The sequence below is a fragment of the Streptomyces sp. AC512_CC834 genome, from assembly GCF_019049325.1.
In the GTDB taxonomy this organism is placed as follows: domain Bacteria; phylum Actinomycetota; class Actinomycetes; order Streptomycetales; family Streptomycetaceae; genus Streptomyces.
The window spans coordinates 24,462-47,145 of sequence record NZ_JAGMUO010000032.1 but is presented as its reverse complement, the minus strand read 5'-3'; the positions used below and the strand labels follow the sequence as shown (position 1 = coordinate 47,145).

General features: G+C 70.7%; 27 protein-coding genes. 9 read left to right on the top strand and 18 right to left on the bottom strand.

What is annotated here, in order from left to right; genetic code table 11:
• Nucleotides 1-70: 70 nt before the first annotated feature.
• Entirely contained in the window at nucleotides 71-1,429 is a 1,359-nt protein-coding gene (gene dacB, locus KUM40_RS12850; RefSeq protein WP_308401131.1) for a D-alanyl-D-alanine carboxypeptidase/D-alanyl-D-alanine-endopeptidase, read from the bottom strand.
• Nucleotides 1,430-1,754: 325 nt separating this feature from the next.
• On the opposite strand from dacB, the gene KUM40_RS12845 reads away from it, so the two are divergent.
• Entirely contained in the window at nucleotides 1,755-2,246 is a 492-nt protein-coding gene (locus KUM40_RS12845; protein ID WP_007452023.1) for an inorganic diphosphatase, read from the top strand.
• Between the two features lie 120 nt (nucleotides 2,247-2,366).
• Entirely contained in the window at nucleotides 2,367-4,076 is a 1,710-nt protein-coding gene (locus KUM40_RS12840) for a threonine/serine exporter ThrE family protein (RefSeq protein WP_217165957.1), read from the top strand.
• 41 nt (nucleotides 4,077-4,117) lie between these two features.
• Here the strand turns inward: KUM40_RS12840 and KUM40_RS12835 are convergent, their stop codons facing one another.
• The gene (locus tag KUM40_RS12835; RefSeq protein ID WP_217165956.1) at nucleotides 4,118-5,011 is read right to left on the bottom strand and encodes a DedA family protein; all 894 of its coding nucleotides are present in this window, start codon (nucleotides 5,009-5,011) and stop codon (nucleotides 4,118-4,120) included.
• Between the two features lie 134 nt (nucleotides 5,012-5,145).
• On the opposite strand from KUM40_RS12835, the gene KUM40_RS12830 reads away from it, so the two are divergent.
• The gene (locus KUM40_RS12830; RefSeq protein WP_217165955.1) at nucleotides 5,146-5,511 is read left to right on the top strand and encodes a YbjQ family protein; all 366 of its coding nucleotides are present in this window, start codon (nucleotides 5,146-5,148) and stop codon (nucleotides 5,509-5,511) included.
• 46 nt (nucleotides 5,512-5,557) lie between these two features.
• On the opposite strand, the gene KUM40_RS12825 is transcribed toward KUM40_RS12830, so the two are convergent.
• Both KUM40_RS12825 and KUM40_RS12820 read right to left on the bottom strand, forming a co-directional pair.
• Nucleotides 5,558-6,319, bottom strand: coding sequence for a MerR family transcriptional regulator (locus KUM40_RS12825; RefSeq protein ID WP_217165954.1), 762 nt, complete (start codon nucleotides 6,317-6,319; stop codon nucleotides 5,558-5,560).
• 107 nt (nucleotides 6,320-6,426) lie between these two features.
• A complete protein-coding gene (locus tag KUM40_RS12820) occupies nucleotides 6,427-6,873 on the bottom strand; it encodes a MarR family winged helix-turn-helix transcriptional regulator (protein WP_217165953.1) in 447 nt (148 codons plus the stop codon).
• 107 nt (nucleotides 6,874-6,980) lie between these two features.
• Between KUM40_RS12820 and KUM40_RS12815 the strand changes: the two genes are divergently transcribed.
• Together KUM40_RS12815 and KUM40_RS12810 are read left to right on the top strand one after the other, a co-directional pair.
• The gene (locus KUM40_RS12815; protein ID WP_217165952.1) at nucleotides 6,981-7,910 is read left to right on the top strand and encodes an alpha/beta hydrolase; all 930 of its coding nucleotides are present in this window, start codon (nucleotides 6,981-6,983) and stop codon (nucleotides 7,908-7,910) included.
• A 103-nt stretch (nucleotides 7,911-8,013) separates the two neighbouring features.
• Nucleotides 8,014-9,441 (top strand): glutamate decarboxylase, encoded by a 1,428-nt coding sequence (locus KUM40_RS12810; protein ID WP_217165951.1) that lies wholly within the window; start codon nucleotides 8,014-8,016, stop codon nucleotides 9,439-9,441.
• Between the two features lie 16 nt (nucleotides 9,442-9,457).
• On the opposite strand, the gene KUM40_RS12805 is transcribed toward KUM40_RS12810, so the two are convergent.
• Together KUM40_RS12805 and KUM40_RS12800 are read right to left on the bottom strand one after the other, a co-directional pair.
• Nucleotides 9,458-9,679: a DUF397 domain-containing protein gene (locus KUM40_RS12805; protein ID WP_217165950.1), complete on the bottom strand. Its 222-nt coding sequence runs from the start codon at nucleotides 9,677-9,679 to the stop codon at nucleotides 9,458-9,460.
• Complete coding sequence (locus KUM40_RS12800) at nucleotides 9,672-10,466, bottom strand: helix-turn-helix transcriptional regulator (RefSeq protein ID WP_217165949.1); 795 nt, start codon at nucleotides 10,464-10,466, stop codon at nucleotides 9,672-9,674. The genes KUM40_RS12805 and KUM40_RS12800 overlap by 8 nt, the downstream gene beginning before the upstream one ends.
• A 121-nt stretch (nucleotides 10,467-10,587) precedes the next feature.
• Here KUM40_RS12800 and KUM40_RS12795 point away from each other — a divergent pair, with 121 nt between their 5' ends.
• On the top strand, nucleotides 10,588-10,905 hold the full coding sequence (locus KUM40_RS12795; RefSeq protein WP_217165948.1) for a hypothetical protein: 318 nt from the start codon (nucleotides 10,588-10,590) through the stop codon (nucleotides 10,903-10,905).
• Nucleotides 10,902-11,228, top strand: coding sequence for a hypothetical protein (locus tag KUM40_RS12790; protein ID WP_217165947.1), 327 nt, complete (start codon nucleotides 10,902-10,904; stop codon nucleotides 11,226-11,228). The genes KUM40_RS12795 and KUM40_RS12790 overlap by 4 nt, the downstream gene beginning before the upstream one ends.
• 4 nt (nucleotides 11,229-11,232) lie before the next feature.
• On the opposite strand, the gene KUM40_RS12785 is transcribed toward KUM40_RS12790, so the two are convergent.
• Nucleotides 11,233-12,120 carry an alpha/beta fold hydrolase gene (locus tag KUM40_RS12785; protein ID WP_217165946.1) on the bottom strand — a complete coding sequence of 296 codons (888 nt, stop codon included), beginning with the start codon at nucleotides 12,118-12,120 and terminating at the stop codon, nucleotides 11,233-11,235.
• 81 nt (nucleotides 12,121-12,201) lie between these two features.
• On the opposite strand from KUM40_RS12785, the gene KUM40_RS12780 reads away from it, so the two are divergent.
• Nucleotides 12,202-12,675 (top strand): MarR family winged helix-turn-helix transcriptional regulator, encoded by a 474-nt coding sequence (locus KUM40_RS12780; RefSeq protein WP_217165945.1) that lies wholly within the window; start codon nucleotides 12,202-12,204, stop codon nucleotides 12,673-12,675.
• A gap of 26 nt (nucleotides 12,676-12,701) precedes the next feature.
• On the opposite strand, the gene KUM40_RS12775 is transcribed toward KUM40_RS12780, so the two are convergent.
• The 8 genes from KUM40_RS12775 to KUM40_RS12740 form a co-directional block, all read right to left on the bottom strand.
• The gene (locus KUM40_RS12775) at nucleotides 12,702-13,670 is read right to left on the bottom strand and encodes a zinc-binding alcohol dehydrogenase family protein (RefSeq protein WP_217165944.1); all 969 of its coding nucleotides are present in this window, start codon (nucleotides 13,668-13,670) and stop codon (nucleotides 12,702-12,704) included.
• Nucleotides 13,671-13,847: 177 nt separating this feature from the next.
• Nucleotides 13,848-14,306, bottom strand: a complete 459-nt coding sequence (locus KUM40_RS12770) for a MarR family winged helix-turn-helix transcriptional regulator (RefSeq protein WP_217165943.1) — start codon at nucleotides 14,304-14,306, stop codon at nucleotides 13,848-13,850.
• 76 nt (nucleotides 14,307-14,382) lie between these two features.
• The gene (locus KUM40_RS12765) at nucleotides 14,383-15,111 is read right to left on the bottom strand and encodes an ABC transporter permease (protein WP_217166001.1); all 729 of its coding nucleotides are present in this window, start codon (nucleotides 15,109-15,111) and stop codon (nucleotides 14,383-14,385) included.
• A gap of 74 nt (nucleotides 15,112-15,185) precedes the next feature.
• Complete coding sequence (locus KUM40_RS12760; RefSeq protein WP_308401130.1) at nucleotides 15,186-16,127, bottom strand: ATP-binding cassette domain-containing protein; 942 nt, start codon at nucleotides 16,125-16,127, stop codon at nucleotides 15,186-15,188.
• 93 nt (nucleotides 16,128-16,220) lie between these two features.
• Nucleotides 16,221-16,862 carry a PadR family transcriptional regulator gene (locus KUM40_RS12755; protein WP_217165941.1) on the bottom strand — a complete coding sequence of 214 codons (642 nt, stop codon included), beginning with the start codon at nucleotides 16,860-16,862 and terminating at the stop codon, nucleotides 16,221-16,223.
• Between the two features lie 204 nt (nucleotides 16,863-17,066).
• The gene (locus tag KUM40_RS12750) at nucleotides 17,067-17,339 is read right to left on the bottom strand and encodes a type II toxin-antitoxin system prevent-host-death family antitoxin (RefSeq protein ID WP_217165940.1); all 273 of its coding nucleotides are present in this window, start codon (nucleotides 17,337-17,339) and stop codon (nucleotides 17,067-17,069) included.
• 45 nt (nucleotides 17,340-17,384) lie between these two features.
• Nucleotides 17,385-18,845, bottom strand: coding sequence for an aldehyde dehydrogenase family protein (locus KUM40_RS12745; RefSeq protein ID WP_217165939.1), 1,461 nt, complete (start codon nucleotides 18,843-18,845; stop codon nucleotides 17,385-17,387).
• 84 nt (nucleotides 18,846-18,929) lie between these two features.
• Nucleotides 18,930-19,754, bottom strand: coding sequence for a helix-turn-helix transcriptional regulator (locus tag KUM40_RS12740; RefSeq protein WP_217166000.1), 825 nt, complete (start codon nucleotides 19,752-19,754; stop codon nucleotides 18,930-18,932).
• Between the two features lie 357 nt (nucleotides 19,755-20,111).
• Between KUM40_RS12740 and KUM40_RS12735 the strand changes: the two genes are divergently transcribed.
• Nucleotides 20,112-20,612 (top strand): ATP-binding protein, encoded by a 501-nt coding sequence (locus KUM40_RS12735; protein WP_217165938.1) that lies wholly within the window; start codon nucleotides 20,112-20,114, stop codon nucleotides 20,610-20,612.
• A gap of 7 nt (nucleotides 20,613-20,619) precedes the next feature.
• On the opposite strand, the gene KUM40_RS12730 is transcribed toward KUM40_RS12735, so the two are convergent.
• From KUM40_RS12730 to KUM40_RS12720, 3 genes are all read right to left on the bottom strand, one after another.
• The gene (locus tag KUM40_RS12730) at nucleotides 20,620-20,898 is read right to left on the bottom strand and encodes a DUF397 domain-containing protein (RefSeq protein WP_374227376.1); all 279 of its coding nucleotides are present in this window, start codon (nucleotides 20,896-20,898) and stop codon (nucleotides 20,620-20,622) included.
• A gap of 291 nt (nucleotides 20,899-21,189) precedes the next feature.
• Entirely contained in the window at nucleotides 21,190-22,431 is a 1,242-nt protein-coding gene (locus KUM40_RS12725) for a GTP-binding protein (protein ID WP_217165937.1), read from the bottom strand.
• Nucleotides 22,428-22,682 (bottom strand): type B 50S ribosomal protein L31, encoded by a 255-nt coding sequence (locus tag KUM40_RS12720; protein ID WP_217165936.1) that lies wholly within the window; start codon nucleotides 22,680-22,682, stop codon nucleotides 22,428-22,430. Before KUM40_RS12720 ends, KUM40_RS12725 begins: the two co-directional genes overlap by 4 nt.
• Nucleotides 22,683-22,684 lie beyond the last annotated feature (2 nt).

Here is a 22,684-nt window from a genome sequence, read left to right as displayed (position 1 = left end):
TGCCTGGGCACCCCGCGTTGCGGTGCCGCCGCGCCCACCCGTGCCGCCCCAGCGGCACGACTGCCCGCGGCTACGGCGACGCCAGCGCCGTCGCCGCTCTGTCCAGAGCCGACTGGGCCGCCCAGGGGTCCCTCGTGTCGTTGGCCAGGAAGGCGAAGGCCAGGAGGCGGCCGTCGGGGGTGGTCACCGTGCCGGCGAGGGTGTTCACGCCCGTCAGGGTGCCTGTCTTGGCGCGGACGAGGCCCGCTGCGCCGTCCGTGTAACGGCCGGCCAGTGTGCCGGTGAAGTGGGCGACGGGGAGGCCCGTGAGGACCGGGCGCAGCCGGGGGCGGGCCGGGTCGGCCGCCTCGGCCAGCAGGGCGGTGAGCAGCTCGGCGGAGACCCGGTCGGCGCGGTCCAGGCCGCTTCCGTCGTGGAACCGCGCGCCGCGCACCGGAAGGCCGAGCTGCTTCAGCCGGACCGCGATCGCGGCGCCCGCCCCGTCGAAGTCGGCGGGCTTGCCGGTCGCCACGGCGGTGTGGCGGGCCAGGGCCTCGGCGAGGTCGTTGTCGCTGTTGGTCAGCATCCGCTCGACCAGGGCCGACAGCGGGGGCGAGGAGACCTTGGCGAGGGTGTCGGCGCGGTTCGTGGCCTTGGAGGGGCCGGGGGCCGAGGCGGTGATGCCGTGCTGCTTCAGGAAGCCGGCGAAGGTGCGGGCGGCGTCGGCGGCCGGGTCGGGCACCCGGGGGGCGGGGCCGCTGGTGGAGTCGTCGGTGCGGGCCTCGTCGGCCATCAGCGCGGTGACCTGGGCGAGGTTCTCGTTGACCCCGATCGGGTGCGTTTCCGTACCGGCGTAGAGCGTCGTGTCGTAGGACAGCGTCACCTTGCGCACGTCGCGCTTCTTCAGGGCGGCGGCTGTCTTCTCGGCGAGGGTGCGCAGGCTCGCGAGGCCCCGGGCGTCCTTGCGCGCGGTGAGGGTGGGGTCGCCGCCGCCGACCAGGACGAGTTCGCCGGTGTCGGCCTCCAGGGCGGTGCGGGTGGTGAGGCGGTGGTCGGGGCCGAGGGCGGTGAGGGCGGCGACGGCGGTGGCGATCTTCGTGGTGGAGGCGGGGGTGAGGGGGACGTCGGCGCCGAGGCCGTAGAGGCGCTTGCCGGTGGTGAGGTCGACGACGGCCGCCGAGCGGTGCTCGCCGAGCGCGGGGTCGTCCTTCAGCAGGGGGTCGAGGAGGTCCGCGAGGGCCGTGCCGCGGGGCGCCGCCTTGACGCCGCCCGGCGCGGAGCCGTCGCCGAGGCCGGCCAGTACGGCTCCGGCGCTGGGCGCGGGGCGGGGCCCAGAAGCCCCGGGTCCGCGACCGTGATCTGTGCCACGCGTGCGCTCGAGGGCGACGGCCCGGTCCCGCTCGGCCGTACGCTGACCCGTGGAGTCCCAGGGGCCGGCGGCGGTCACCACACCGGCGGCGAGTGCCAGCCCGGCGGTGGCGGCACCGGCGGTGTACTGCCAGGTCTTCGGCCTCGTGATCCGGGCAAGCCGCGGCATCGTGGCCCGTGCGAACCGCGGCGCCGTGGCCCGTGCGAACCGCGCGACCCGCGGTCCGGCGGCCCGGGCGACGCGTGCCACACGGGGACGTACGACGCCCGCGGCCCGCACCACATGCGGTCTCGCGGTCCGCCAAGGCCTCAGCTCTGGCACGATCACCAGCCCCTTTCGCGATCACACACCTGCGTGAGGGACACTTAACCACCAGAACTATGTGCTGATCATGGAGGAGCGTCCGGTGGAGTTCGACGTCACGATCGAGATCCCGAAGGGTTCGCGGAACAAGTACGAGGTGGACCACGAGACCGGTCGTATCCGCCTGGACCGCCGCCTTTTCACCTCGACCGCCTACCCGACCGACTACGGCTTCGTCGAGAACACCCTCGGCGAGGACGGTGACCCGCTGGACGCGCTGGTCATCCTGGACGAGCCGACCTTCCCGGGCTGCCTCATCCGCTGCCGCGCGATCGGCATGTTCCGGATGACGGACGAGGCCGGCGGCGACGACAAGCTGCTGTGCGTGCCGTCGACCGACCCGCGCGTGGAGCACCTGCGGGACATCCACCACGTGTCGGAGTTCGACCGCCTGGAGATCCAGCACTTCTTCGAGGTCTACAAGGACCTGGAGCCCGGCAAGTCCGTCGAGGGCGCCGACTGGGTGGGCCGCACCGACGCCGAGGCCGAGATCGAGCGGTCGTACAAGCGATTCAAGGACCAGGGCGGCCACTGAACAGGCGCCCCTCCCGTAACGGGCCGCACGCACACGCGTGCGGCCCGTTCGCGTTTGGTTGCGCATACTGAGGGCTACAGGAGGGTGTGTTCGAACCGGGTATCCAGGGAGAGTCGTGAGGTGACGGAGGCGGAGGACCGCAAGCCGCAGACGGACGAGGCCCGCAGCGCCTTCCAGCAGCCCAGTGGGGTCGCGGCGTCGCTCGACGGGGAGTCGTCGACGACGTCCGAGTTCGAGATCCCGCAGGGGCTGGCCTTCTCGCGGCACGCGGACACGGAGTCCGAGACGACCTCGGAGTTCTCGCTGCCCGACGGGCTGGAGGCGCCGCCGGGCGCGCCCGCGGACGCCGAGGGCTCGGCCTTCACCCTGCCGAGCACGCACAGCGCCTGGACCGCCCCGACCGCCTTCACCCCGGCGAGCGGCTTCCCGGCGATCAACCTGACGGACGTGCCCTGGCAGGACCGGATGCGCGCCATGCTGCGGATGCCGGTGGCCGAGCGGCCCGCGCCCGAGCCCTCGCAGAAGCACGACGACGAGACCGGCCCCGCGGTGCCGCGCGTGCTCGACCTGACCCTGCGTATCGGGGAGCTGCTGCTGGCGGGCGGTGAGGGCGCCGAGGACGTGGAGGCGGCGATGTTCGCCGTCTGCCGGTCCTACGGCCTGGACCGCTGCGAGCCGAACGTCACGTTCACCCTGCTGGCGATCTCCTACCAGCCGTCGCTGGTGGACGACCCGGTGACGGCGTCGCGCACGGTACGCCGGCGGGGCACCGACTACACGCGGCTCGCGGCCGTCTTCCATCTGGTGGACGACCTCTCGGACCCGGAGACCAACATCTCCCTGGAGGAGGCCTACCGGCGCCTCGCGGAGATCCGCCGCAACCGGCACCCGTACCCCACATGGGTGCTGACCGTGGCGAGCGGTCTGCTCGCGGGCGGCGCCTCGCTGCTGGTCGGTGGCGGACTGACCGTGTTCTTCGCGGCGATGTTCGGCTCGATGCTCGGCGACCGGCTGGCGTGGCTGTGTGCCGGGCGCGGGCTGCCGGAGTTCTACCAGTTCGCGGTGGCGGCGATGCCGCCCGCCGCGATGGGCGTCGCGCTGACGGTGACGCACGTCGACGTGAAGGCGTCCGCGGTCATCACCGGTGGGCTGTTCGCGCTGCTGCCGGGGCGGGCGCTGGTCGCGGGGGTGCAGGACGGTCTGACCGGCTTCTACATCACCGCCGCGGCGCGTCTGCTGGAGGTCATGTACTTCTTCGTCAGCATCGTCGCCGGGGTGCTGGTGGTGCTGTACTTCGGCGTCCAGTTGGGCGCCGAGCTCAACCCGGACGCCAAGCTGGGCTCGGGCGACGAACCGTTCGTGCAGATCTTCGGCGCGATGCTCCTGTCGCTGGCCTTCGCGATCCTGCTCCAGCAGGAACGATCCACCGTGCTGGCGGTGACCCTGAACGGCGGCATCGCCTGGTGCGTGTTCGGTGCCATGCACCACGCGGGCGACATCTCGCCGGTGGCCTCCACGGCCGCCGCGGCGGGTCTCGTCGGCCTGTTCGGGCAGCTCATGTCCCGGTACCGGTTCGCGTCGGCGCTGCCGTACACGACCGCGGCGATCGGGCCGCTGCTGCCCGGTTCGGCGACGTACTTCGGTCTGCTGGGGATCGCGCAGAGCGAGGTCGACCAGGGGCTGCTGTCGCTGTCCAGCGCGGTGGCGCTGGCGATGGCCATCGCGATCGGGGTGAACCTGGGCGGGGAGATCTCGCGGCTGTTCCTGAAGGTGCCGGGTGCGGCGAGTGCCGCGGGCAGGCGGGCGGCCAAACGGACCCGGGGGTTCTAGCGCCGGGTCCGGTGGGGCGCCGCACAGCTCGGGGAGTGCTGTCAGTACTCCCCGTTGTACGGGTACTGCCCGCCCTGCTGGTCTCCGTAGGGCTGCTGGCCGTATCCCTGCGGGTACTGCTGGGCGTACGGCTGCTGCGGGGGCTGCTGGTACTGCTGCGGCTGCTGGTATTGCTGAGGCTGCTGGGGCTGCTGCGGCTGGTCGTACGGGTCCACGCGGCGGAGCTGGGTCGTGGCGTCGTCCATGACCGGGTACTGATGCTGGTGCTGGTGCTGCTGCTGGGGCGCCGGAGAGGTCGGTTCCGCCGCCGCGGCGCGCTGCTTCTTCTTGCGTTCCCGCAGGTACTCGATGGCGATCGGGACGACCGAGACCAGGATGATCAGGACGAGGATGCCCTCGACGTGGGCCCGGATGAACTCGATCTGGCCGAGCCAGTAGCCCGCGAGGGTGACGCCGGTGCCCCAGGCGACGCCGCCGATGACGTTGTACGTGAGGAAGGTGCGGTACTTCATGCGGCCGGCGCCCGCCACGATGGGCGCGAAGGTGCGCACGATCGGGACGAAGCGCGCCAGGACGATCGCCTTGGGACCGTACTTGTCCATGAACTCGTGTGCCTTCTCCAGATTCTCCTGTTTGAAGAGCTTGGAGTTGGGACGGCTGAAAAGCCTGGGACCGAAGAACTTGCCGATCATGTAACCGACTTGGTCGCCGAGGACGGCGGCGGCCACGATCAGCGTGCACACCAGCCACAGCGGCTGGCTGATGTACTGGCCCTGGGCGACGAAGAGGCCCGCGGTGAACAGCAGCGAGTCGCCGGGCAGGAAGGCGAAGAGTCCGGACTCGGCGAAGACGATGAGCAGGATGCCCGGCAGACTGAACGTCTCGATCAGATAGTCCGGGCTGATCCACTCGGGACCGAGCGCAAGGGTGGTCACGGGATTGTGGCTCCTGCTGCTGGGGGAGGCGGGCTGGACCTGGCTGCCCAAACGTACAACGCAGCCGTGGCACCCCAGGTTCCACCGGGCTCCTCGGGGTGCGCTGTGACGTTCCCGGGGGAAGCCTGTGAACCATGGGTATTGAAGAATACGGCGGCGGCCAGGGTCCGCAGCCCGAAGTGCTCGTCGTGACCACGAACGAACTGCCGGGCCACCGCGTGCAGGAGGTGCTCGGGGAGGTCTTCGGACTGACCGTGCGCTCCCGGCACCTGGGGAGCCAGATCGGCGCCGGGCTGAAGTCGCTGGTCGGCGGTGAGCTGCGCGGACTCACCAAGACGCTGGTCGAGACCCGCAACGAGGCGATGGAGCGGCTCGTCGAGCAGGCACGCGCGCGTGGGGCCAACGCGGTGCTGGCGTTCCGCTTCGACGTGACGGAGGCGGCGGACGTGGGCACCGAGGTGTGCGCGTACGGGACGGCGGTGGTCGTGGCCCGGGAATGAGACCCGGGGTGGGACCCGGGGGTGAGACCCGGGCCACGGCCACCGTTCAGGGGGTATGCCGGACGGCGTTCGCGAGGATCGCGTCGCGCATGTAGGCGGCGAGGCCCGGCTTGGCGGCGTCGATGTTTCGCGTGAAACGCTCGTCCGAGACGTACATGTCGCCCAGGCAGGTGTGCATCTCGTACCCGCAGTCGTAGTGGTTGCGGGCGATGCCCTGCCGGTGGTCCTCGGCGGCGTCCATGGCCGCCTCGGAGTCGGCGGGCTCGGCGGCGTCCATCAGGGCGACGAAGCGCCGGGTGAGCTCGTCGGCCTCGTCCTGGATACGCTGCCAGTCCTCCTTGGTGTACGAGGCGGCCTTCTGCTGCGACTGGCGGTAGGCGTCGGTGCCGCCCCAGCGTTCCTGGACCTCCTCCTCGTACTGGTCGGGGTCGAAGTCGCCGAAGACCTCGAACTTCTCCTCGGGCGTGAGGTTGATGCCCATGCTGCGTGCCTCCATGGCGTGCTCCACGGCCGCCGCCATCTTCTGCAGTTTCCCGATCCGGGCGGTCAGCAGCTCGTGCTGGCGGCGCAGGTGCGCGCGCGGGTCCGCGGCCGGATCGTCGAGCAGTGCGGCGACCTCGTCGAGCGGGAAGCCCAGCTCCCGGTAGAACAGGATCTGCTGCAGCCGGTCGAGGTCGGCGTCGCTGTAGCGCCGGTGGCCTGCGTGGCTGCGCTCGCTCGGTACGAGCAGGCCGATGTCGTCGTAGTGGTGCAGGGTGCGCACCGTCACTCCGGCGAAGCCGGCCACCTGTCCCACGGAGTAGCTCACTTCCGCTCCTTTCTCTGACGCCCTCCACGCTGCCGCCTCACGTGACGTGAGGTGCAAGCCCGTGCGTTCCCGATTGCGCCGAGTCGGCCGTCGCCGTCCCGCCCCCCTCAGCCCGGGCGGCCGTGGGAGCCCGCTTCGAGGGACGCGCGCAGGGTGGCCAGGGCCGAGGCGATGCGGCTCAGATCGTCGGGAGTAACCGCCGCGGTCAGCGAGGCGAGGGCGCTCTCGACCACCGGGCGGGAAGCCGCCAGCCGCCGATCGCCCTCGGGGGTCAGGCGGAGCACGGACGAGCGGCGGTCCTGGGGGTGCGCGACCCGCAGACACCAGCCCGCGGCCACCAGCCGGTCGACCGCCTTGCTGACGGCCCCGACGGTGATCGCGAGTTCGCCGGCGATGTCGAGCACGCGACACCCCGGCACGCGGTCGATGATCTCCAGAAGTTCGAACTGTCCGAAACCCAGCTCTTGTTCGGCGCGCAGCCGGGCGCTCACCGCGTTGTAGAGCCGGGTCTCGACGCGGACCAGGTCGACGAAGGCCGGGGTGACGTGGCTCACGAAAACTCCAGTAGATTCCCAGGAATCATCTTCCCTGGAATGCGGTTGGCCCGAACAGATGAATTCCCAGGAATCCATTCTCGCACGCCGACCCATGGAGGCCCCGCATGTCCCGACAGCAGCGCGACGCCCTGGACGCCCTGCTCCGTTCCGCCCCTCGCACCGAGACGCGGCCCACTCCCGAAGAGCAGCGCGAGGGTTTCGCCGCGGCCCTCACCCGCCCCGCCCCGGAAGGGGTGGTCACCCGCGGGACCGTCCTGGGCGGGCGGCCGGCCCTGGAGCTGGAGCCGGACACGGCCTCCGGCCCCGGCCGGCTGCTCTACCTGCACGGCGGCGGCTACGTCGTCGGCTCACCCGACACCCACGCGGGACTGGTCGGCGAACTGGCCCGCCGCGGCGGGCTGCGCGCGGTGTCGGTGGACTACCGGCTGGCGCCCGAGCACCCCTTCCCCGCGGCCGTCGACGACGGGCTCGCCGCCTATCGCGAACTGCTGTCGACGGGTACTGACCCACGGGACCTCGTGATGGCCGGTGACTCCGCCGGTGGCGGGCTGAGCGTCGCCACGCTGCTCGCGGCCAGGGAGGCCGGGCTTCCACAGCCGGCCGCCCTGGTCCTCTTCTCCCCCTGGACCGATCTCACCCTCACCGGAGGGAGCATCCGTTCCAAGGAAGGCGCCGACCCCATATTCACCCAGGCCGACCTGCGCGCCTACGCCGATCTCTACGTCGGCGCGGGCGACCGGACGGTCCCCCCGGCCAGCCCGGTCTTCGCCGGCCTCACCGGGCTGCCCCCGCTCCTCGTGCAGGCCGGTGCGAACGAGGTGCTGCTCGACGACGCGGTCCGGCTGGCCGGCCGCGCGGGCGCCGACGACGTCGAGGTCACGCTCGAAGTCGGGCCCGGCCTCCCCCACGTCTACCAGCTCCACTACGGCCGTCTCGACGAGGCGGACGCCGCACTCGACCGCGCCGCCCGTTTCCTCACCGCCCACCTCGGCGCCGGGCACCCCGGCACCGGCCGTCTCGCACCGGTCCACTGACGCCGACGGGAGACCACCGCCTCACGCGACGTGAGGTGCAAGCCCGTGCCCGCCGGTACGTCCCCGGGTGCGGGGTCCGGGGCCCGGACCTACCGTCGGTTGCATGTCACTGCACCAGGGGCCCCGCCCGTCCCACGACAACGATCGTGACCGGCGCCGGCTCGCCGTGAACCCCTTCCACGCGGCGGCGAACCCGCTCGGCGGCATGACCGAGGCCCCGCCCTCCCACCGGCTGCCCGACTCCCCGCTGCCGCCGGAGAGCGCGTACCGGCTGGTCCACGACGAGCTGATGCTGGACGGCAACGCCCGGCTGAACCTGGCCACCTTCGTCACCACCTGGATGGAGCCGCAGGCCGGGGTGCTGATGAGTGAGTGCCGCGACAAGAACATGATCGACAAGGACGAGTACCCGCGCACCGCCGAGCTGGAGCGGCGATGCGTGGCGATGCTCGCCGACCTGTGGCACGCGCCCGACCCGTCGGCGGTCGTCGGCTGCTCGACGACCGGGTCGAGCGAGGCGTGCATGCTGGCCGGGATGGCGCTGAAGCGGCGCTGGGCGCTGCGCAACGCCGACCGCTATCCCGCGAAGGACGTGCGGCCCAATCTCGTCATGGGCGTGAACGTCCAGGTCTGCTGGGACAAGTTCTGCAACTTCTGGGAGGTGGAGACCCGGCAGGTCCCGATGGAGGGCGACCGCTTCCACCTGGACCCGCAGGCCGCCGCCGAGCTGTGCGACGAGAACACGATCGGGGTCGTCGGCATCCTGGGCTCCACCTTCGACGGCTCCTACGAGCCCATCGCCGAGCTGTGCGGCGCCCTGGACGCCCTCCAGGAGCGCACCGGCCTCGACATCCCGGTGCACGTCGACGGGGCCTCCGGCGGCATGGTCGCGCCCTTCCTCGACGAGGACCTGGCCTGGGACTTCCGGCTGCCCCGCGTCGCCTCGATCAACACCTCGGGGCACAAGTACGGGCTGGTCTACCCGGGCGTGGGCTGGGCCCTGTGGCGGAACTCGGACGCGCTGCCCGAGGAGCTGGTCTTCCGGGTCAACTATCTGGGCGGCGACATGCCGACCTTCGCGCTGAACTTCTCCCGGCCCGGCGCGCAGGTGGTCGCGCAGTACTACACGTTCCTGCGGCTGGGCCGCGAGGGCTACCGGGCCGTGCAGCAGTCCGCGCGGGACATCGCGGGCTCGCTCGCCGGGCGGGTGGCGGCGCTCGGCGACTTCCGGCTGCTGACGCGCGGCGACCAGTTGCCGGTGTTCGCCTTCACAACGGCCGACGACGTGACGGCGTACGACGTCTTCGACGTGTCCCGGCGGCTGCGGGAGGGCGGCTGGCTGGTGCCGGCGTACACCTTCCCGCCGCACCGCGAGGACCTGTCGGTACTCCGGGTGGTGTGCCGCAACGGCTTCTCGACCGACATGGCCGACCTGCTCCTGGCCGACCTGGAGCGCCTGCTCCCGGAGCTGCGCCGCCAGTCGGGCCCGCTGACCCGGGACAAGGGCGCGGCGACAGGGTTCCACCACTGATGGCTCCGCCGGTGGGTCAGGAGGGGAACTCGCCGCTCCTGACCGCCGTGACGAACGCCGACCAGGCCGGGGCAGGGACGATCACTGCGGGGCCGTGGGGGTTCTTCGAGTCGCGAAGGGGGACGCCCTGGCGGTGGCCGTCGAGCACTTCGAGGCAGCTACCGCCCTCACTGTTGCTGTAGGAGGACCTTCTCCAGCCCGCTGCTATCGCTGCATTGATCATGACGCGATCAGTCATGGTGTTCATAGTCCTTCGCTGTAGCCCTGAGCAGGGCCAGGGACTCCTTGAGCGGCAGTGCATCGCCTAGCGCCAGAGCGTAACGCCCCTCCAACGTCCGAACCACAGACGGGGAGTCGTGGAGCTTGCCCATGTGCGAACCCTCGCCATACGCCACTGGTGGCTGATCCTCGAAGTCCATCAGCGTGAGCATGCTCTCCATGAGCGGATGGAAACCGACGTCGAACGGCAGCACCTGGACTCGCACCCGGCCGCTCTCCACCAGCCGGACCATGTGCATGAGCTGCTCCGCCATGACCTCCCGGCCACCGACAACCCGCCGCAGCACCGCCTCGTCCAGCAGCGCCCACACTACGGGCGTCACCGGATCGTCCAGGACCTTCGCCCGCTCCAGGCGTGTGACAACGAGCCTGTCACGTTCCTCTTCACTCACCGGAGGGAACGACGTGCTCAGAACCGCACGCGCGTACCTTTCCGTCTGCAGGATGCCCGGCACGAACGACAGCGCGAACTCCCGGATCATCAACGCCTGTTGTTCGAGCAGCCGGGCCGCCTCGAAGTAGTCCGCGACGGCCGCTTCCTCCTGCGGCAGAAACCGGCTCAGCACGTTCCCCGTGTTCAGGGCGTTGTCCAGGCGCCGCGCGTCCTCCTTCGACGGCACCCGGCGCCCCGCCTCGATGTGCGCGATGTGCGTTCGAGTCATCACCGCCGCCTCGGCCAACTGCTGCTGCGTCAGCCCCGCCCCCTCGCGCTGCTCCTTGAGCCAGTCGCCGTAGTTGGTGCCCACGAGATCAACTCCCCTGTGCCAAATGCCCTGTCACCTCGAACCCCCTGGCGAGCCTAATACGGGCCGTTTCACTCTGTATGTCGATCGCTACAGAACGCGACATCGATCACGGAGTCACGCCATGCTCGGTCTCATCGCCCGCCTCTTCGAACCGCTGCTCAGCCTCGTCGCCCCCGGTACGGGACGACGTCGCCTCGACGCACGGGACGGATACGACCCTCCACTCCCGCCCACCGAGGGCCCGGCCCCGCGCCAGTTCGGCGCACGCCCCCTTCGCGGCGAGGACCACAACCTCGTACGCCCCTACCTCATCGCGCACGAGCGCCGAGAACAGGAACGGCATCGACAAGCACGGCGCCGTTCCCTGCTGATCGCTCCACGGGGCATCCACCTGCCCCCGCACCCGCACCCGACGCACTGCCTGGGACTGACCGCATGACACACCACGCCCTCACCCCCGCCCGACTCCTGCCCTGGGCAGGACCCGAGGGGAAGCCCTGCTATCTCCTGACCGACGGCAGCGGACGCCTCTCCCGGGCCGCCGACACCGTCGAGAGCGTCCAACTCGGCATGGCCGGCGACCTCCTCGACCACGTGGCCGACATGCTGGACGACCCGGATGTGACGTCCGGCCAGCTCCGCTACGTCCTTGCCCGCATGAGCGAGGCCCTGACCGACGTGATCCGGATCGCGGAGAGCAGAGGTGGCCGTCTCCTCGGGCATGCGGACGTCAAGGCCGGTACCGGGCAGGACGGGAGCTGACTGTTCAGTCGCGGACCCCGGCAGCGTCGACGTCTCCGACGAAATCGAGGATGGCCGTCGCCAGTTCCGTGGGAGCCTCCATCGCGGCGTAGTGCCCCACACCGTCGAGTGACACCGACCTCACGTCGGTTGCCGCGGCGGCCTGGGACATGGTGTTGGCCGTGAAGGGGCCTCCGCCCGCACCGACCGCGAGTACGGGCACCTTCAGGGCGTGCGTGCCGGCGAGAGCCTTGATCTCGGAGCCCTCCCGCAGCATCGACCGATAGAGGCCGATCGCGCCGCGCCAGCCGTCGGGACGGGCATAGGTGCGGGCGAATTCCTCGATGTCGGCGTCGCTGACGGCTCCTGGCGTCGCGCTCATGGCGCGGAACGCGGCCTCCCCCAGAAACTCCCGCTCACGTCCGGTCAGGAGCATGTCGGGGATGCCGGGTGCGGCGAGCAGACCGATGTACCAGGTGCCGCCGCGGGTGACGTCGGCCAGCGCTTCGAGGCCGAATCCGGGCAGGCCCATCTCGATCGCGGTGAGGCTGAGCACGTCCTGCGGGTGGGTGGCCGCCAGCCGGAAGACGGTCGCCCCGCTGATGTCCTGACCGGTCAGGTGGACCGGGCCGACGTCGAGCTGTTCGATGAGCAGGTGCAGGTCCTCGGCCGAGGTCCCGCTGTCGTACTCGCCCGGTCCGTTGCCGGAGTCCCCGAAACCGCGCAGGTCGACGGCGAAGACCCGGTGGGACGCCGCGAGGAGCGGGATCAGCTTGTGAAAGGTCCACCAGGTCTCCGGGAAACCGTGGACCAGGAGGACCGGCGATCCGCCGGTTCCCGCCGCCGCGTAGTGCAGCCGGGTCCCGTTGACCTCAGCGCGGTGGTGCGTGACACCCGGGAGCGTGGCGTTCATTCTTCTCCTCAGCTCGACAACCTTGTTGTCCAATACGATAGACAACAAGGTTGTCCTTGTCCATGGTCGTAGGCTTCCCCCATGTCACGATCCGGCGCTGATCTCGCCCTGCTGCTGCTCGGAGGGTTCCGCTCGCTGGCGGACGCCGCGACCGCCGAGCTGGCCCGCCGCGGCTACGAGGACGTACGTCCCGTCCATGACTTCGCGATGCGAGCGATCACCGCCGGCGCGGACAACGCCTCCGAGCTCGGGCGGCGCCTGTCGGTCTCCAAGCAGGCGGCGGCGAAGACCATCACGGTGCTGCAGGAGCGCGGATACGTGACACAGGGCACCGACCCGCTCGACCGCCGCCGCAAGCGCCTGAGCGTCACCCCGCGCGGCCACGAGCTGCTGCGACAAGGAGAAGCGATCTTCGACGAGCTGCGCGAGCAGTGGAAGGCACGCATCGGTTCCGACGAGCTGGCGGCCCTTGAGGCGCACCTGAGGACGCTGGTCGGCGCCCGGCCCGTACGCCTTGACGCACCGGGCTGGGTCCCGAAGGAGGGCCTGCCGTAGTCGTACTTCAGGGCGGCGTGTCCCCCTCAGTCGTTGGTCAGGACGATGCGCTGACTCGGCGAGACGTGCATGCCCCAGGCTTCGTCGACCTGCCGCAGCGGCACGGCCACCGACTCACCGGTCAGCGCGCCGGTACTGATCTCGTGGGCGAGCGCGGGCAGTTCGGCCAGGATGGCGTGGGTGCCGACGGAACCCTGGCCGCTCCCGAGAAGGTTGAGATTGCCTGCGCGCAGGAAGGCGGAGGGCAGGTTGATCTCCTGACCGGCCATGGAGCCGATCTGGACCCAGTGCAGTGCCTTTGATCGGTCCGTGCGGGCCTTGAGGAGCGCAGGGACGGCCTGTTCGGTGGGCCGGCCCCAGAGGTAGTCGATGACGACGTCGATGTCTCCGGCTTCGCGGCCGAGCGCGGTCGCGGTCTCGTCGCCGTCGCTGTCGCTGTTGAGCGGGACGACCGCGTCGGCGCCGAGGTCCTTGAGGAGTTGCAGGCGCTCGTGGGAGCGGCCCGCTCCCACGACACGGTCGGCGCCGAGGAGTTTGGCGATCTGCACGGCGAGGCGACCGGCGTTGCCGGTGGCGCCCATCACCAGCACGCCGACGCCGGGTTGGAGGTTCAGCCGACTGCGCAGGGCCACCCAGGAAGACATGCCGGGGTTCATCGCCGCCGCGACCGCGAGGGGATCGGTGTCCGCGGGCAGCGTGATGGCGCGCCGCCGGTCGACGACGGCCTTCTCGGCCATGGTGCCCACGGCGCCGTCGGGGGCGACGAAGTACAGCAGCTCCCCGTCGCCGGTGCGGCCCACGGCATCGATGCCCGGGACCATCGGCAGCGCGCCGTCGGAGGTGTAGTGGGAGCCGTCGGCGGAGGACCGCACACGCGGGTGCAGCCCGGCGGCCACGACATCGACGAGGATCTCGTGCTCGCCCTGCGGGGAGGGGGTCTGGAACGTCTCGAAGCGGGGCGGAGCATCGAAGGATCGGACAACGGCCGCATACATACGCGTCTCCCGTCTGAGGGCCGGTGTGGTGAGCCGGCAACGGGTCCGGCACCCTCTTTTAGTTTGCGCCACGTACTAAAATCGAAGATAGTACGTGGCACGCACTAAGTCAAATGGGTGTTATGTCTGACCGGCGCCGCTCGTCGCTCGCCGCGCGTCGCGCGTCGCGCGCCCGAGTCAGGAAGCGTCGTGGGAGGTGAGGATCTCGGAGATGCCGCTCACGAGCTGCTGGCGGGCGCGGTCCGACAGGGGGGCGACGAGCCCGTTGATCTCCCGCTCGACGTCGCGCGCGCAGATGTTGACGACGGCCCGGCCGTGGGCGGTGAGGCTGACGGTGACGGACCGCCCGTCGCGGAGGCCCCTGGCCCGCCGGACAAGGTCGCGCTTTTCCGCGCGGGAGACGAGCCCGGTGGTGGAGGACTTGTCCAGCCCGAGGTGGCCGGCCAGGGCGAGCATGCTCGGCTCGCGGTCGCGCAGCACGCCCAGCATCCGGATCTGCACCACGGACAGGTCGTGCTCCGCGCCGATTCTGCCGAGGATGTGGTGCACACGGAAGGAGAGCTGAACGAGCGCGTCGACTGTGGCGTCCGCGGGGATGACCTCGGTCTCGTGCGCCACCGGTTGTGTGCTGTTCATGCGGTCACTGTACCGAGTAGTGCGTGACACAAACTACTTCGCGCCGAGCCCATCAGCAACCTCCACGGCAGAACAGTCAGCCGCTGAGCCGCGCGAACCTCCGCACCGCCAGGGGGAAGAACACCGCGAGCAGCGCCAGCGGCCAGGCGATCGCCGCCCAGACGTGGCCGGACTCGCCGCCGGGGCCGCCGAAGAGGTCGCGTACGGCCGTGGCGGTCTGGGACATCGGGTTCCACTCGACGACCGTGCCCAGCCAGCCCGGCATGGAGTCGGGCGTGGCGAAGGCGTTGGAGAGGAAGCCGACCGGCCAGACCAGGATCTGCACCGCCTGCACCAGCTCCGGTTTGCCCGCCACCATGGCCAGGTAGATGCCGACCCACAGCATGGCGAACCGGAAGAGCAGGAGCAGGCCCACCGCGCCCAGGAAGGCACCCGGGCCGCCGTGGGCCCGCCAGCCGAGCGCGTACCCGACCGCGATCAGTACCGTCAGGCCGAGCGCCGACTGGAGCATGTCGGCGGCGGAACGGCCCACCAGGACCGCGCCGTTGGCCATCGGCAGGGAGCGGAAGCGGTCGACGACGCCCTTGTCGAGGTCCCGGGTGACGGCGATCATGGTGCCCTCCAGGCCGAAGGCCATGGTGAGGGCCAGCATGCCGGGGACCAGGTAGTCGACGTAGTCGCCGTTCACGCCCCGGCCGCCGCCGACGAGGTAGCCGAACATCAGCAGCAGCATGACCGGGAAGACCAGGCCGACGACGACCGCGACCGGTTGCCGCGCCCAACGGGCCAGTTCCCGGCGGGTCATGGTCCACGAGTCGGTCAGGGCGTACGCCGCCGGGTTCGTGCTGCCCGTGCTCACGCCGTTACTCACGCCGGTACTCACACGGCCTCCTTGGTGCGGTCGGTGAGGTGCAGGAACACCTCGTCCAGGGTCGGGCGGCGCAGGGCCACGTCCTCCGCCTCGAGGCCGGCCTCCGCCAGCGCCCGTACGACGCCGGAGAGGGCCGCCATGCGGTCGGTGACCGGGGCGCTGAGGAGGCGGCGGTCGGGGTCGACGCGGACGCCGGTGAGGGGCAGCAGGGCGACGGCGGCGCCCAGTTGGCCCGCGTCGCGCAGGACGATGTCGACGCGGTCGCCGCCGATGGCCGCCTTCAGCTCGTCCGCCGTGCCGTCGGCGACGACTTGGCCGGCGTCGACGACCGAGATGCGGTCGGCGAGCTGGTCGGCCTCCTCCAGGTACTGGGTGGTGAGCAGCACCGTCGTACCGGCGCCGACCAGGGAGCGGACCGAGTCCCACACCTCGGCGCGGCCGCGCGGGTCGAGGCCCGTGGTCGGTTCGTCCAGGAAGAGGACCTCCGGTTCGGTGATGAGGGACGCGGCCAGGTCGAGGCGGCGCCGCATGCCTCCGCTGTAGGCGCTGACCGGCTTGCGTCCGGTGTCGGTGAGGTCGAAGCGCGCGAGCAGTTCGTCGGCACGCGCGCGTGCCCGCCGGGCGCCCAGGTGGTGCAGGCGGCCGAACATCTCCAGGTTCTGCCGGCCGCCCAGTTCCTCGTCGAGTGCCGCGTGCTGGCCGAGCAGGCCGATGCGCAGCCGTACGGCGTAGGCGTCGGCGACGACGTCGTGTCCGGCCACCTCGACGCGGCCCGCGTCGGGCCGCAGCAGGGTGGACAGGATCCGGACCAGGGTCGTCTTGCCCGCGCCGTTCGGGCCCAGCACGCCGTGCACCGTGCCGCGCGCGACCGTGAGGTCGAGTCCGTCGAGCGCGTTCTTGCCGCCGTACTTCTTGCGTGCACCTTCGACGGTGATCGCCGCGTCGGCCACTGTCACTCACTCCCCCTTCGTTGAACAAACTTCGCTAAGCAAATTTGACTACCCGGCGAAGGTAACGCGCCTTCCTCGATTGGTCAAACTTGATTAGCGGGCGTCCCCGTAGTGCGGCCGGCCCGCCGCGAACGGGTTCTCCTTGCCCTCGGCCAGCACGCCGACGAACGGCTCGCCCTCGCCGGCGAACGTGTACGCGCCGCCCCGGACGCGTTCGATGAGGCCGCGGGTCCACTCGGCGCCGGAGTCGGCCGAGTGGACCCAGTAGTTCATGATCTCGCCGATGTGCCCGTACTGGCCGGGCCCCTCGGCCGGCATGTAGTACTCGGTGACGGAGGCGCGCCACTCCCCGATCTTCCGCACCCGCTCCTCGAGGAGCGCGAGGGCCTCCTCACGCGGGAGGTCGACCATGAAGCCGAGCGCCGCGGTGAGCACGTCCGGCCGCTGGTCGTAGGCGGTGAGATAGGCGCGCAGCAGGGTGAGGTACTCCTCGGTGCCCCGCTCGGTGATCTCGTACTCGATGCGCGGCGGCCCGCCCGCCGTGGACGGCGCGATCTCGTGCGCGAGCAGCAGTCCCTGCTTCGCCATCTGCTTGAGGGCGTGGTAGATCGAGCCGGGCTTGGCGTTGGACCACTCGTGCGCGCCCCAGTACTCCAGGTCGTTGCGCACCTGGTAGCCGTGGGCCCGCCCGTGCTGGCGGACCGCGCCGAGCACGAGGAGACGGATCGCTGACATGGGGTCCAGGTTAGGCGGGGGCGCCCTCGTCCCTCGCCACCAGGTCCGGGGGCGAGGCGCCGTCCAGCGACTCGTGCCCGCTCAGGTCTCCTTGCGGCCGACGTGCTCGATGTACAGCGTGCGGGCCTCCGCGTCGAGACGGTAGAGGATGCGCCATCGGCCGTGGTGGAGCCGCCGGTGGTCGACTATCCAGGCACGGGAGCCCTACAGCCGTGGGTCCCGCCGCCCGGCCGCCTCCAGCAAGACGCGGCGCGCCTCGGCGTGCGGGACGGGAGCCTCCTTGCGCCCGAGCGCGCGGTCACGCTCCGAGCGGGCCAGCGCCAGTGCGTCCTCGATGTCCTCCAACTCTGCCGGCGACACAAGGACAGCGGCTGGTACACCCCGGTCGGTCAGCGTGATGCGTTCGTGCTGCGCGGCTCGCCGGGCCGGCTCACCGAGCTGGCCCCTGGCTTCGGCAATGGGGTACATGGCAGACATGCATCTACTGTGCACCGAGATGCACGTCTGCCGAGGCTGTGCGGCTCAGAACGGGAATCCGCTGCGCCCGTGCTGTACCGAGATCCACTTCTGCGTGGTGAAGGAGTCCAGCATGGTGTCGCCGTTGAGGCGGCCGAGGCCGGAGTGCTTCTCGCCGCCGAAGGGCACGATCGGCTCGTCGTGCACGGTGCCGTCGTTGACGTGGAACATGCCGGTGTCGATCTGTTTGGCGAAGTTGACCCCGCGCTCGATGTTCCCGGTGTGCACGGCGCCGCTCAGCCCGTACGGGGTGTCGTTGACGAGGCGTACGGCCTCCTCCTCGCCGTCGAAGGGGACGAGGAAGGCGACCGGGCCGAAGACCTCCTGGCGCAGCAGCGCGGAGTCGGCGGGCAGGCCGGTCAGGACCGACGGCTCGACCAGGTTGTCGGTGACCGAGCCGCGCACCAGGGCACTGGCGCCCTCGGCGAGTGCCTGCTCGACGACGCCGGAGACCGCGTCGGCCTGCGAGGAGTTGATCACCGGGCCGATGACGGTCGACGGGTCGCGCGGGTCGCCCACCTTGAGGGTCTTCACCTTGGCGACGAACTTCTCGGTGAACTCGTCGGCGACCGAGCGGTCCACCAGCACGCGGTTGGCGGCCATGCAGACCTGGCCCTGGTGGACGTACCGGCTGAAGACGGCGGCGTCGACCGCGTAGTCGACGTCGGCGTCGTCCAGGACGACCAGGGCGCTGTTGCCGCCCAGTTCGAGGATCGAGCGCTTGAAGTTCGCGGCGCACACCGTGGCCACGTGGCGGCCGACCTTGTCGGAGCCGGTGAAGGAGATCACCTTGGGGACCGGGTGCTCGATGAAGGCGTCGCCTATCTCCGCGATGTCGGTGACCACGACGTTGAGCAGCCCGCCCGGCAGCCCGGCGTCCTCGAGGATCTTCGCGACCAGGGTGCCGCCGACGATCGGCGTGTTCTGGTGCGGCTTGAGGACGACGCCGTTGCCCAGGGCGAGGGCCGGGGCGACCGACTTCAGGGAGAGGAGGAAGGGGAAGTTGAAGGGGCTGATGACGCCCACGACACCGACCGGCACCCGGTAGACGCGGTTCTCCTTGCCGTCGACCGGGGAGGGGATGATCCGGCCCTCGGGGCGCAGCGCCAGGTGGACCGCCTCGCGCAGGAACTCCTTGGCGAGGTGCAGTTCGAAGGCGGCCTTGAGGCGGGTGCCGCCCAGTTCGGCGACGATCGCCTCGCTGATCTCGTCCTCGCGCTCCTCCACCAGCCGCAGCGCCTTCTCGAAGACCCCGCGGCGCGCGTACGGGTTCGTCGCGGCCCACTGCTTCTGCGCCCGCTCGGTGGCCCGGTAGGCGGCGTCGACCTCGTCGGCCGTGGCTATGGTGATCGAGGCCAGCTTCTCGTTGTCGTACGGGTTGAAGTCGATGATGTCCCAGGAGCCGGTGCCCGGGCGCCACTCGCCGTCGATGTACTGCTGAGCGAGGTCGGTGAAGTACGACGACATGAGATCCCTCAATCCCCTTAGCTGCCGCAGCCGCCGCGAGCGAGCCGAGCGAGCCGCCTGAATGAGCGTCATCGTACTTATGTTTTATGAGAGTTGAAGGAGTCCCCGCAGAAGGTCCCGGCTCTCGTCCGGGCCCGGACTGTCCTGCTGGAGTTCCTTCAGCGCCGTCTCGTACTGGGTGACGTCCTCGTGCTTGTCCAGGTACAGCGCGCTGGAGAGCTGCTCCAGGTAGACGACGTCCGAGAGGTCGGACTCGGGGAAGCTGAGGAGCGTGAACGCGCCACTCTCGCCGGAGTGCCCGCCGAAGCCGAACGGCATGATCTGGAGGCGCACATTGGGGCGTTCGGACATCTCGATGAGGTGCTGGAGCTGGCCCCGCATCACCTCGCGGTCGCCGTACGGGCGACGCAGGGCGGCCTCGTCGAGCACGATGTGGAACTCGGGCGCGCTCTCCGAGACGAGGTGCTTCTGCCGTTCCAGACGCAGCGCCACCCGCCGCTCGACGTCCGCCTCGCCGGCGCCCTTCATGCCGCGCCGGACGACCGCGCGGGCGTATTCCTCGGTCTGGAGCAGGCCGTGCACGAACTGCACCTCGTAGACCCGGATCAGCGAGGCGGCGCCCTCCAGGCCCACATAGGTGGGGAACCAACTGGGCAGCACATCGGAGTAACTGTGCCACCAGCCCGCGACATTGGCCTCCTTGGCCAGGGAGAGCAGGGAGGCGCGCTCCTGCTCGTCCGTGATGCCGTACAGCGTCAGCAGGTCCTCGACATCCCGAGTCTTGAAGCTCACCCGGCCCAACTCCATCCGGCTGATCTTCGATTCGGAGGCGCGGATCGAGTAACCCGCCGCCTCTCGCGTGATCCCTCGCGTCTCACGCAGCCGCCTGAGTTGTGATCCGAGCAGCATGCGCCGCACCACCGATCCGGGCTCTCCCGCGCTCACGTTCGCCAGCCTCCCCAACCGTCTTCAGAGGCCGAAGTCTGCCACTAAAACACTCCGAGCAGTACTCGTCCGGTTACGGAAACGGAATCGAGCCAAAGGAAACGCGCAGGATCATGCACGGACGGGGTCAGAACCGGACGTCGAGAGAGATGAAGGGGTGGCGAAGATGACGGAAAAATTGCCCAACAAGCGGTACGGGCAGGTCCATTTCGGTCACGTGCACGTGCATCTGCCCTTGCATCTGCGGTACGCATCCGAAACCATGGTCCCCGCACCACCGCGCCGCATCGCTACGACCGCGAACTCCCGGGAGTGCCTCGCATGGGGACGAATGGATCGACCATGCTCGAGCCGTTAAGGCAGGGCCTTCCGCCACTCGACCCCGCAGCCGTGTCGAACGCCGCCTCCTGCGCCCTGCCGGCACGGTACGAAGCGGTGCGCGACGCCCGGAAGTTCACTCGCAGAACCCTCGACGGCTGGGACATGGACGACCGCCTCGACGACGTCTGCCTGGTGGTCTCCGAACTCGTCACCAACGCCCTGCGGCACGCGCTGCCTGCGGACACCCCGCGAAACGAGGATCGCAACGGTCCCGTCCGTCTGCATCTGATGCGCTGGACCGAGCGGCTGGTGTGCGCGGTGCGCGATCCCAGTCACGACAGCCCGGTGGCCAGGGAGACGGACGACTTCTCGGCGGAGTCGGGCCGGGGCCTGTTCCTCGTCGACTCCTTCAGCGACAGTTGGGGCTGGCACCCGCTCGCCGGGACGCTCGACGGCAAGGTCGTCTGGGCCCTGTTCCGGCTCCGGCAGCACGGCGAGTGACCCGCGCTCAGCTCGCGATCAGGTGGTCGAACTCCCCGTCCTTGACGCCCAGCAGCATGGCCTCGATCTCGGCACGCGTGTAGACGAGCGCGGGGCCGTCGGGGAAGCGGGAATTGCGCACCGCCACCGCGCCGTCGGGCAGCCGCGCGAACTCCACGCAGGAGCCCTGCGAGTTGCTGTGCCGGCTCTTCTGCCAGGCCGCGTCGTGCAACTGCGTGGCGGCCATGCCGTTGTACACGTCGTCGTACACGTCGTCGTACACGTCGTCGTACACGTCGTGGTCCACAGGTCGCTCCCCGGTGGTGCACTGGCTGATGTGGCCATTGATGCAGTGGTCAACTGATCCGGATCATAACCCCGTTCACGTGCAGATGCATGAGCAAATGCACGTGCACGCGCGGTGTTCCCGCGGTTACAGCTTTGACGACCGCTTTACCGAGCCGCTTTACGAGCCGCTTTACGAGCCCTGCTCTCTTTGACGCCCGCTCACGGGAAGTCGTTCCCGCATGTGCCCCCGAAGTCGAAGAATATGCAACAAGATGCGACACCACCGAGAGGCCCGCTCACGGGAGCGGGCTCAGACCTCCAGGAGGCTGTCGAAGGCGGGCGGCAGCCGCTCCCAGGCGGCCTGCCCGGCGGCGTACTCGGCGTCGGTCAGCAGGCAGGACTCCAGGAGCCGTTCCAGGCCGTCGCGGTCGAGGCCGGGCGACGTGAAGACCAGGTGCTGGCAGCGGTCGCCGTGCTCGGGGTGCCAGTCCAGCGCGGCGGCGGCCCTGCGCACGGGCGGCACCAGCTCCCAGGCGGCGTCGGGGAGCGAGGCGAGCCACGGACCCGCGCTCTCCACGCACAGGGCCCCGCCCGCGGCGTCCCAGTGCAGCAGCGTGTCCCCCTTGCCCGCGAGCCAGAACCGGCCCCGGCTGCGGACCGCGGCGCAGGTCAGGTCCTCGAGGGCCGCGTACAGCCGCTCCGGATGGAAGGGGCGGCGGCGGTGCCAGACCAGGGTGGCGACGCCGTGCGCGTCGGCCTCGGCGGGCAGCAGGGCGCAGGCCGGGTGCTGGGCGGCGGCCGCGGCCTCGACGTCGAACCCGGCGAGGGCGGCCCGCGCCAGCTCGGAGGGCGAGGACACAGCGGGGGACACAGAAGTGGACACGGAGGGGGACGGGGCCGGCGCGCCCGCCGGGTTCCCGTGACCGATCGGGACCCGGCGGGCTGTCGGATGCAACTGCACGAGCAGCTCGCGGTCCTCGTCGTCGGCCTCCGGGGAGCCTGGGAGGGAGCCCGGGAGGGAGTCGGCGAGGGCCAGGACGGGGGCGTACTCGAGCTGGCGCGCGAAGGTGTCGGCGACGGTGCGCAGGTCGGTGGCCGCGGCGGCGAGGCCGCCCTCGGCGAGGTCGTCGCCGTTGGCGAGGTACGGCAGTACGAGTGCCGGGTCGACGGCGGTGATCACGCCGGTGACGGTGAAGCCGCCGGCGGTCACCACCTCCGCCATCGCCTTGGGCTCGACGGAGTCCCACAGCTCGACGACCGCCAGCGGGGTGCCTCCGGCCTCCGCGAGCCGGACCAGCTCGGGGACGAGGTCCTCGCGCAGGGCGCAGCACGCGCAGTCGTTGACGAGGGGTGCCTCGCCGGCGGAGAGGATGCCGGTGGCGTCCCGCACGGTGCGTACGACCGTGCCCGCGGTGGCCGTCGCCAGGTCGTGGTGGAGGACGACGCTGCCGGGCACGTCGGTCAGCAGCCGCGCCACGGCCGCCCTGCGGGCCTCGGCGTGCAGCCCGCCGACGATCACCACCGGCGGTCCGGGGCGGTCCGGGTGACTCATGCCCCGTCCTGCTTCCCGTACCGGCGCTCGAAGCGCTCGACGCGTCCGGCGGTGTCCAGGACGCGGGCGGTGCCGGTGTAGAAGGGGTGGCTGACGTCGGAGATCTCGACGTCGACGACCGGATAGGTGTTGCCGTCCGCCCAGTCGACCGTGCGCTCGCTCGTCATGGTCGAGCGGGTGAGGAAGGCGTGGTTCGCGGCGCGGTCTCGGAAGACGACCGGGCGGTACTCGGGGTGGATTCCCTTGCGCATGG